The organism is Halomonas sp. G15, assembly GCF_021282295.1.
GTDB classification, from domain to species: domain Bacteria; phylum Pseudomonadota; class Gammaproteobacteria; order Pseudomonadales; family Halomonadaceae; genus Halomonas; species Halomonas alimentaria.
In genome coordinates, this window is the sequence record NZ_JAJSPA010000037.1 from 25467 (window position 1) to 34336 (window position 8870).

Below are 8870 nucleotides of genomic sequence, written 5' to 3' on the forward strand. Positions count from 1 at the left end.
AAGCGACAGGAGGCGAGACGAAGACGCCCTGTGGGTGCGTTCAGAGCCCGGACAGGCCACCTCTGGTCGTGATGCATCGAATGGCCATGGGCGGGAGACCGCGCGGGGATTGCCGGGCCACCGGGCCTATATCGAAAGCGAAAGCGAGGAAGCAGGTTCGTTTCGCCTGATCAGCGGTTCGGAGCCGCAAGGCCGGGAACGCGGACTGATGCAGTGGGCTGTCTGACGACTTGGAAATGACCGAGACGGGATCGCCGGTTCGGTCGGAAAGCATTCGGAACAGGCGAACGCCTCGATACTAGACAAGCCCGCCGATGAACGCAAGCCCTGCCGCCCGCGGCGATTGACAGCGCCGCGCCTTGGCCGCACCCTTTTTCGAGACCCGCCGAAGGAAGACCCATGAGCTCGCCACAGGACCCGGCCACCACCTCCCAGGAAGCCGCCAGCGATCCCCGCCGGCTGGCCGCCATCGACCTGGGCTCCAACAGCTTCCACCTGCTGGTGGCCAACTACCAGGACGACCGCCTGCAGGTGGTGGCGCGCCTGGGCGAGAAGGTGCAGCTCGCCGCGGGCCTGGACGAGGACGGCATGCTCGACGAGGCCACCATGGCCCGGGCCCTGGAGTGCCTGGCACGCTTCGCCCCCTTCCTCGAGGGTGTCACCCAGGACCACCTGCGGGTCGTTGGCACCAACGCCCTGCGCGACGCCGCCAACAGCGAGACCCTCATCGAGCGTGCCGAGGCCAACCTCGGACACCGCATCGAGATCATCGCCGGCCGCGAGGAGGCGCGCCTGATCTACCTGGGGGCCGCCCACGCCCTGGCCGAGGATGGCAGGCGGCTGATCGTCGACATCGGCGGCGGCTCCACCGAGTTCATCATCGGCGAGCGCTTCGAGCCCCTGGCCCTGGAGAGCCTGCGCATGGGCTGCGTGACCTTCACGCGCCGCTTCTTCGGCGACGGCGAGATCAGCGAGAAACGCATGCGCCGCGCCGAGCTCGCCGCCCTCTCCGAGCTGGCCAACATCCGCCGCCCCTATCGGGAGCTGGGCTGGCAGGATCCGGTGGGCTCCAGCGGCACCATCAAGGCCGCCGCCGCGGTGCTGGCGGCGAGCGGGGCCACGCAGGAGGGTGTGATCACCCGCGAGGGGCTGGCCGAGCTGCGCCGTCGGCTGATCAAGGCCAAGCGCCTGGACAGGGTCTCCATGGAGGGCCTCAAGCCCGACCGCGCGCGGGTCTTCCCCGCCGGCATGGCGATCCTCGGCGCCATCTTCGAGGCCTTCGAGCTCGAGCACATGCGCTACGCCGATGGCGCCCTGCGCGAAGGCGTGCTCTACGACCTGGTGGGCCGCAACAGCGCCGAGGACAGCCGGCTCAAGACCCTCGACAACCTCAGTCGCGGCTATCAGGTCGACGCGCGCCAGGCCGACAACGTGGCCACCACGGCCCGGGCGCTGTTCGATCAGGTCAGGGGCGATTGGGAGCTTAGCGACGTCCAGGCACGCTTCCTGGAATGGGCGGCACGCCTGCACGAGATCGGCCTGGCCATCTCCCACAGCCAGTTTCACCGCCACGGCGCCTATCTGCTGGAGCACTCCGACCTCCCCGGCTTCTCGCGGCCCGAACAGCGCCTGCTGGCCTTCCTGGTGCGCGCCCACCGCCGCAAGTTTCCGCTCAAGGAGTGGCAGGCACTGCCCGCCCCCGATCGCGACTCCCATGCCCGCCTCGCCCGGCTGCTGCGCCTGGCGGTGATCCTCAACCACTCGCGCCCCGAGCAGCCCCCCGAAACACCGCGGCTCTCGGCCAGCGGCGACGCGCTGACGCTGGGCCTGGGCAGTGACGACGACCCGACACTGCTGCTCAACGACCTGGAGCAGGAAGCCACCTACCAGCAGGCCGCCGGCTTCGGCTTGACCCTGGGGCGCTGACCCGGCGCCAGCCCCCGGGTGCCTCAGTCCGTCCCTCGCCAGCCTTCGGCAACTACCAGCCACTGACCGGCACCCGGGTCGAGCACCGCTACCGGTATTTCTCCCGCCCGGATCACCACCAGCCGTCCTCGCACCCAGGGTGGCACCCCCAGCTCCTGAAGCAGCCGCTTGAGATCACGGCGTCCGCGCCAGGCCAGGCGCAGACGTTCGCCGCCGCGGCGCGCCATCGCCCGCAGGTCCCCTTCCCCATCCGGCGGCCCCGCCAGCGCGACCCGGCAGCTGCCATAGGGCGTGGCAAGCGGCGAGCGTCCATCCCAGGCTAGCTGCCACTCCGTCGGCAGTGCCGGCACCGGCGCCAGCAGGTAGAGATGACCGCGCCATACCCGCGCCTCGCCGCCGGGCCAGGCCACCCGGGTCTCGGCATCCTCCCGGGCATCCAGCTGGGCCAGCAGGCTCTCCAGGCGCCTCGCCGGCGGCAACGCCAGGCCCAGCCGCTCGCAGCAGTGGCGTATCAGCAGCCGACGGCGAGGCGCCGAGAGCCGGGACAGGCCGTCGCGGGGAAGGCGCCCCGGGGCACCGCCCAGCTCCTCCAGGTCGAGCTCTGCCAGCTCCGCCAGCAGGCCATCGGCCTCGGCACAGAGTGCCGCACTGCGGGCCAGGGCCCCGGCGGCATGGGGCCAGCGCTCGGCGAGCCGCGGCAGGATCGCATGGCGCAGGTAGTTGCGGTCCTGATCGGGCACGGCATTGCTGGGGTCCTCCGTCCAGGCGAGGCCGCGGTGGGCCGCCTCGGCCTCAAGTTCCGCCCGAGAGATGCCCAGCAGCGGTCGCTGCAGCTGACGCCGCTGCCAGTCACGGCCCATCGGCATGCCCGCCAGCCCCCGCACGCCACTTCCCCGCAGGGCAGCGAGCAGCAGGGTCTCGGCCTGATCGTCGCGGTGCTGGGCAAGCCACAGGCTCTCGCCCTCCGCCACGCAGCGGGCAAAGGCGGCATAACGCGCCTCCCGGGCGGCACCCTCCAGGCCCTGGCCGTTGGTCGGGTCGACGCTGACGTGTTCGACACTCAGTGGTACCCCCAGGCGCCGACAGAGCGTCCGGCAATGGGCCTCGAAGTCGGCGGCGGCCTGCTGCAGGCCATGGTTGACGTGAATGGCATGCAGCGGGCGGGGATGGCGCCGGCAGGCCTCGGCGCCAAGGGTGAGCAGCAGGGAGGAGTCGAGGCCGCCGGAGAGGGCGACCCATACTCGACGCCCCGGCGGGGTCTGCGCCAGGGCGTCGTCGATCAGGGACTGGAGGGGCAGCTCCTCAGGCCGGTGCACCATAGCTCATCAGCCGCTGGTAACGCCGCTCCAGCAGGGCATCGGTGTCCATCACGTCGAGGCGCTCGAGGCTGGCCAGCAGCGCCTCCTTGACTCGCTCGGCGGTCTGTACCGGCTGGCGGTGGGCCCCACCCAGGGGTTCCGGGATCAGGGTGTCGACCAGCCCCAGCTCCTTGAGGCGCTCGGCGGTGATGCCCATGGCCTGGGCGGCATCGGGCGCCTTCTCGGCGCTCTTCCACAGGATGGAGGCGCAGCCCTCCGGCGAGATCACCGAGTAGGTGGAGTACTGCAGCATGGCCAGTTCGTCGCACACACCGATCGCCAGCGCCCCGCCGGAGCCGCCCTCGCCCACCACGGTGGCCAGGATCGATGTGCGCAGCCGCGACATGACACCCAGGTTGTAGGCGATCGCCTCGGACTGGCCGCGCTCCTCGGCATCGATGCCGGGATAGGCGCCGGGCGTGTCGATGAAGGTGAGCACCGGCATCCGGAAGCGTTCGGCCATCTCCATCAGGCGGCACGCCTTGCGGTAACCCTCCGGGCGCGGCATGCCGAAGTTGCGCCGCACCTTCTCGTGGACATCGCGCCCCTTCTGGTGGCCGATCACCATGACCGGTCGATCGTCGAGGCGTGCCACGCCGCCGACGATGGCGGCGTCATCGGCGAAGCGCCGATCGCCGTGGAGTTCGTCGAAGTCGCTGAAGACGTGCTCCAGGTAGTCCAGGGTGTAGGGGCGCTGGGGGTGCCGGGAGAGCTGCGAGACCTGCCAGGGGGTAAGGTCCTTGAAGATCGACTCGGTGAGCTTGCGGCTCTTCTCCTCGAGGCGACCGATCTCGTCACTGAGATTGACCTGGCTGTCGTTGCCGACCAGCCGCAGCTCCTCGATCTTGGCCTGGAGTTCGGCGATGGGCTGTTCGAAGTCGAGATAGTTGGGATTCATGGGCAAGCCGCCTTGTTATCGTCTGCCACCGACCGACCAGCTGGGGTCCAGGACGGCATGAAAAAGAGTGAGGGGCATTATCGCACCCTCAACGCGCCACGCAAGGCGGCATCTTTACTGCCGGAGACCCTCGGGCTGATCCGGGGGAAGGTCTTCGAGGAGGCGCTGTGAACCCCTCCCTGGGCGCTACCGACGCCCTCCCTGGCGTAGGACCTCCTCTTCGGCCTTCCCCCGGCGCCCCTCGCTTGCATACTGCGCACCACGGCACACAGGCCGAAGCCCATAGCCCGGTTACCGATACTTCAGCCTTACCCCGTCCTGGCCCTGTACCTCGCGCAGGCCGATAAGCAGCTCATCGGTGGGGGCCACCTTCCACTCCTCGGCCAGCTCCAGCCAACCGGTGGCCTCGGCATTGCGGTAGCGCAGTCGCACCGGCAGGCCCTCGGCATTACGGTGGGGCTCCAGGCTCTCGCGCAGCGAGTCGACCAGGCGGCCGTTGACCGCCGCCCCGTCCAGGGAGAGCTCCACCGCCTGTCCGTAGCGGGTACGTGCCGCCACCATGGGGGTCACCTCCTTGCCGCGCAGGCGCAGGCCGCCGGAGTAGTCGTCGCTGGAGACCTCGCCCTCGACGATCAGCACCTGGTCGGCCTCCAGCTGGCCGCGCATCTGGTCGAAGAGCTCGCCGAACAGCGACGCTTCGATGCGCCCGGTGCGGTCGTCCAGGGTGAGGAAGGCCATGGTGTCGCCACGCTTGGACTTCATGGTCCTCACCCCCACCACCAGGCCGGCGACCCGCTGGGGCTCCCGGGAGGGCTTGAGATCGGCAATTCGGGTGGAGACGAAGCGCTCCAGCTCCTTCTCGTACTCGTCGATGGGGTGACCGGTGAGGTAGAGCCCCAGGGTGTCCTTCTCGCCGGCCAGGCGCTCCTTGTCGCTCCACTCGCGCACCCGCAGGTAATCGGCGTAAGCGTCGCCGCCACCCTCGCCCTCGTCCGGAGCGGCGAAGGCCTCTCCGAACATGTCGACCATGCCCAGGTTCTGGTTGGTCTGGTTCTGGGCGGCGGCCTTGAGGGCGTCGTCCAGGGCCGCGCTGAGCACCGCGCGATTGGGGCCCAGGGTGTCCAGGGCCCCGGAGCGGATCAGCGCCTCCAGGGTGCGCTTGTTCATGCGCCTGGGATCGACCCGGCGACAGAAGTCGAACAGGTCCGCGAAGGGACCATCGGCCTCGCGTGCCTCGACGATGGCGCCGATGGGCCCCTCGCCCACCCCGCGGATCGCCCCCAGGCCATACACGACACGTGCCTGGTCATCGACGCTGAACTTGTAGCCGCCGACGTTAACGTCCGGCGGGGTCACGGTCAGGCCGAGGTTGCGGCACTCCTCGATCAGCGGCACCACCTTGTCGAGGTTGTCCATCTCGGTGGACATCACCGCCGCCATGAAGGGGCCGGGATAGTGCGCCTTCAGCCAGGCGGTCTGGTACGAGACCAGCGCATAGGCCGCCGAGTGGGACTTGTTGAAGCCGTAACCGGCGAACTTCTCCACCAGGTCGAAGATGTTGCCGGCGAGATCGGCATTTATGCCGTTGGCTTCACACCCCTCCAGGAAGCCGGCGCGCTGCTTGGCCATCTCCTCGGGCTTCTTCTTGCCCATGGCGCGGCGCAGCATGTCGGCCTGGCCCAGGCTGTAGCCGGCCATCACCTGGGCGATCTGCATCACCTGCTCCTGATAGAGGATGATGCCGTAGGTGGGGGCCAGCACCGGCTCGAGCAGCTCGTGCTGGTAATCCGGGTGGGGATAGGAGATCTCCGCCCGGCCATGCTTGCGGTTGATGAAGTCGTCGACCATGCCCGACTGCAGGGGGCCCGGGCGGAACAGCGCCACCAGGGCGATCATGTCCTCCAGCGAATCGGGCAGCAGGCGCTTGATCAGCTCCTTCATGCCGCGGGATTCGAGCTGGAACACCGCCGTGGTCTCGGCGCGCTTGAGCATCTCGAAGGTGGGAGCGTCGTCCAGCGGGATGGTGTCGATATCCAGCGGACCCTCGCCACCCACGGCGCGCACCTTGTCGACCATCTCCAGCGCCCAGTCGATGATGGTCAGGGTGCGCAGGCCCAGGAAGTCGAACTTGACCAGGCCGGCATCCTCGATGTCGTTCTTGTCGAACTGCACCACCAGGCCGTTGCCGTCCTCATCGCAGAGCAGCGGCGAGAAGTCGGTGAGCTTGGTGGGTGCGATCACCACGCCGCCGGCGTGCTTGCCGGTGCCGCGGGTGATGCCCTCGAGCTTGAGCGCCATCTCCCAGATCTCGGCGGCCTCCTCGTCATTGTCGAGGAACTCCTTGAGCGCCGGCTCCGCCTCGATGGCCTTGCCGAGTGTCATACCCACCTCGAAGGGGATCAGCTTGGAGAGCTTGTCGCCCAGCGAGTAGGGCTTGCCCTGGGCTCGGGCCACGTCGCGCACCACCGCCTTGGCGGCCATGGTGCCGAAGGTGACGATCTGGGAGACCGCGTCACGCCCGTAGCGGTCGGCGACGTAGTCGATCACCCGGTCGCGCTTCTCCATGCAGAAGTCGACGTCGAAGTCAGGCATCGAGACCCGCTCGGGGTTGAGGAAGCGCTCGAACAGCAGGTCGTAGCCGATGGGGTCGAGGTCGGTGATCTTCTGGGCATAGGCGACCAGCGAGCCGGCACCGGAGCCGCGGCCGGGCCCCACCGGCACATCGTTGTCCTTGGCCCACTGGATGAAGTCCATCACGATCAGGAAGTAGCCGGGGAAGCCCATCTGGATGATGATGTCGAGCTCGAAGTCGAGGCGCTTTCGATAGCGGGCGTCGATCTCGGCATACTCGGTGCCGTCCCGGGGGTACTGCTCGGGCGGAAACAGGAAGTCGAGGCGCTCGGTGAGGCCGTCGTGGGAGACCTTGCGGAAGTACTCGTCCCGGGTCAGGCCCTCGGGGATCTCGAACTCGGGCAGGAAGATCTCGCCCAGGCGCACCTCGACGCTGCAGCGCGCGGCGATCATCACGCTGTTGGTCAGCGCCTCGGGGACGTCGGCGAACAGCTCCGCCATCTCCTCGGGGCTCTTGAGGTACTGCTCCTCGGTATACTTCTTCTCGCGGCGCCGGTCGTCCAGCGCCTTGCCCTCGCCGATGGCCACGCGGGTCTCGTGGGCCCAGAAGTCCTCCTTCTCGAGGAAGCGCACATCGTTGGTGGCCACCACCGGGGTGCCGGTCTCGGCGGCCAGCTCCACCGAGAGGTGCAGGCACTCCTCCTCCAGGGGGCGACCGGTACGCGTCAGCTCCAGGTAGAAGCGGCCAGGGAAGGCGGCATTCCACTGCGCCAGGATCTCCCGGGCCTCGCCGGGATGGTCGCCGAGCAGGTGGCGCCCCACCTCGCCGTCGCGACCGCCGGAGAGAGCGATCAGTCCCTCGCTGCGCTCCAGCACCCAGTCGCGCTGGAGCAGCGCCTGGCCCAGGCGCTGCCCCTCCATCCAGCCCCGGGAGATGAGTTCGGTCAGGTGCCGATAGCCCACCTCGTTCATGGCCAGCAGGGTCACCCGGTAGGGATGCGCCTCGTCCTGGGGATTGGTCAGCCACAGGTCGGCGCCGATGATTGGCTTGATCCCCGCGCCCTGGGCGGCCTTGTAGAACTTGACCAGGCCGAAGAGGTTGGCCTCGTCGGTGACGGCCAGTGCCGGCATGCCCAGCCCCGCCGCCTGCTTGACCAGCGGCTTGAGGCGCAGCAGGCCGTCGACCAGGGAGTATTCGGTATGGACGCGCAGATGGACGAAGGGCGTTGTCATAAAAGGCTCGGGGCTTGGCGGTATAAAGGTCAGTCTGGAAACCAGGCTATCGGGTCTGCCACATGACATGGAAATCGTATTCGACTCCGCTCGGAGCTGATCCGGCGACAGGCCTGCGGGAGAGGCGCTGTGAATACTTCCCTGTACGCTACCGATGCCATCCCTGGCATAGGACCTCCCCTTCGGCATGTCCCCGGCGCTCCTCGCTGCCTGCGTCTCTGGTGGCCAAGGACGGGTCAGAACAGCGCCAGCTGGCGCCTGACCGGGCCGAAGGAGCGGCGGTGCTCGGGCAGCGGCCCCAGGCGTTCCAGGGCGGCCAGGTGCTCGCGGGTCGGGTAGCCCTTGTGGCGGGCGAAGCCGTAGTCGGGGTGCCGGGCGTCGAGGGCCAGCATCTGGGCATCCCGGGCCACCTTGGCGAGTATCGAGGCCGCGGCGATGGCCGGGTGGCGGGCGTCGCCCTTGACCACCGCCTGGCCGGGCACATGATGCCCGGGCAGGCGATTGCCGTCCACCAGCAGATACTCGGCCGCCGGTTCCAGGCCGTCGATGGCGCGGCGCATGGCCAGGTGCGTCGCGTGGAAGATATTGAGTTCGTCCACCTCCGCCGGACTCGCCTCGGCCACGGCGAAGGCTAGCGCCCTGTCGCGTATCTCGGCGTCCAGCTCCTCGCGGCGCCTGGGGCTCAGGGTCTTGGAGTCGCCGAGCCCCGGGATCGGCCGGGACGGGTCGAGGATCACCGCGGCAGCCACGACACTGCCCACCAGCGGGCCACGGCCCACCTCGTCGACGCCGGCCAGCCGTTCGCCGCTGTAGTCGACCACCAGCGGCGGCAGGCCACCGCCGAGCGTCGCGCCCGCCGCCCTTGCCCGCTTCGAGGTCAAGGC

Annotated in this window: 5 protein-coding genes; 1 reads left to right on the forward strand and 4 read right to left on the reverse strand. The window is 69.1% G+C overall.

Annotated elements, in window-relative coordinates:
* Positions 1-399 precede the first annotated feature (399 nt).
* A complete protein-coding gene (ppx, locus tag LWH48_RS14720; RefSeq protein WP_232913123.1) occupies positions 400-1926 on the forward strand; it encodes an exopolyphosphatase in 1527 nt (508 codons plus the stop codon).
* 23 nt (positions 1927-1949) lie between these two features.
* Here the strand turns inward: ppx and tilS are convergent, their stop codons facing one another.
* From tilS to rnhB, 4 genes are all read right to left on the reverse strand, one after another.
* Entirely contained in the window at positions 1950-3245 is a 1296-nt protein-coding gene (tilS, locus tag LWH48_RS14725; protein WP_232913124.1) for a tRNA lysidine(34) synthetase TilS, read from the reverse strand.
* Entirely contained in the window at positions 3229-4182 is a 954-nt protein-coding gene (gene accA / locus LWH48_RS14730; protein WP_232913125.1) for an acetyl-CoA carboxylase carboxyl transferase subunit alpha, read from the reverse strand. The genes tilS and accA overlap by 17 nt, the downstream gene beginning before the upstream one ends.
* 291 nt (positions 4183-4473) lie before the next feature.
* Positions 4474-7986, reverse strand: a complete 3513-nt coding sequence (dnaE, locus tag LWH48_RS14735) for a DNA polymerase III subunit alpha (RefSeq protein ID WP_232913126.1) — start codon at positions 7984-7986, stop codon at positions 4474-4476.
* Between the two features lie 236 nt (positions 7987-8222).
* On the reverse strand, positions 8223-8867 hold the full coding sequence (gene rnhB, locus LWH48_RS14740) for a ribonuclease HII (RefSeq protein WP_232913128.1): 645 nt from the start codon (positions 8865-8867) through the stop codon (positions 8223-8225).
* Positions 8868-8870: the final 3 nt, after the last annotated feature.

Coding starts and splice junctions, on each gene's coding strand:
- ppx (WP_232913123.1), top strand. CDS start 400: ATGAGCTCGCCACAGGACCCGGCCACCACCTCCCAGGAAGCCGCCAGC.
- tilS (WP_232913124.1), bottom strand. CDS start 3,245: ATGGTGCACCGGCCTGAGGAGCTGCCCCTCCAGTCCCTGATCGACGAC.
- accA (WP_232913125.1), bottom strand. CDS start 4,182: ATGAATCCCAACTATCTCGACTTCGAACAGCCCATCGCCGAACTCCAG.
- dnaE (WP_232913126.1), bottom strand. CDS start 7,986: ATGACAACGCCCTTCGTCCATCTGCGCGTCCATACCGAATACTCCCTG.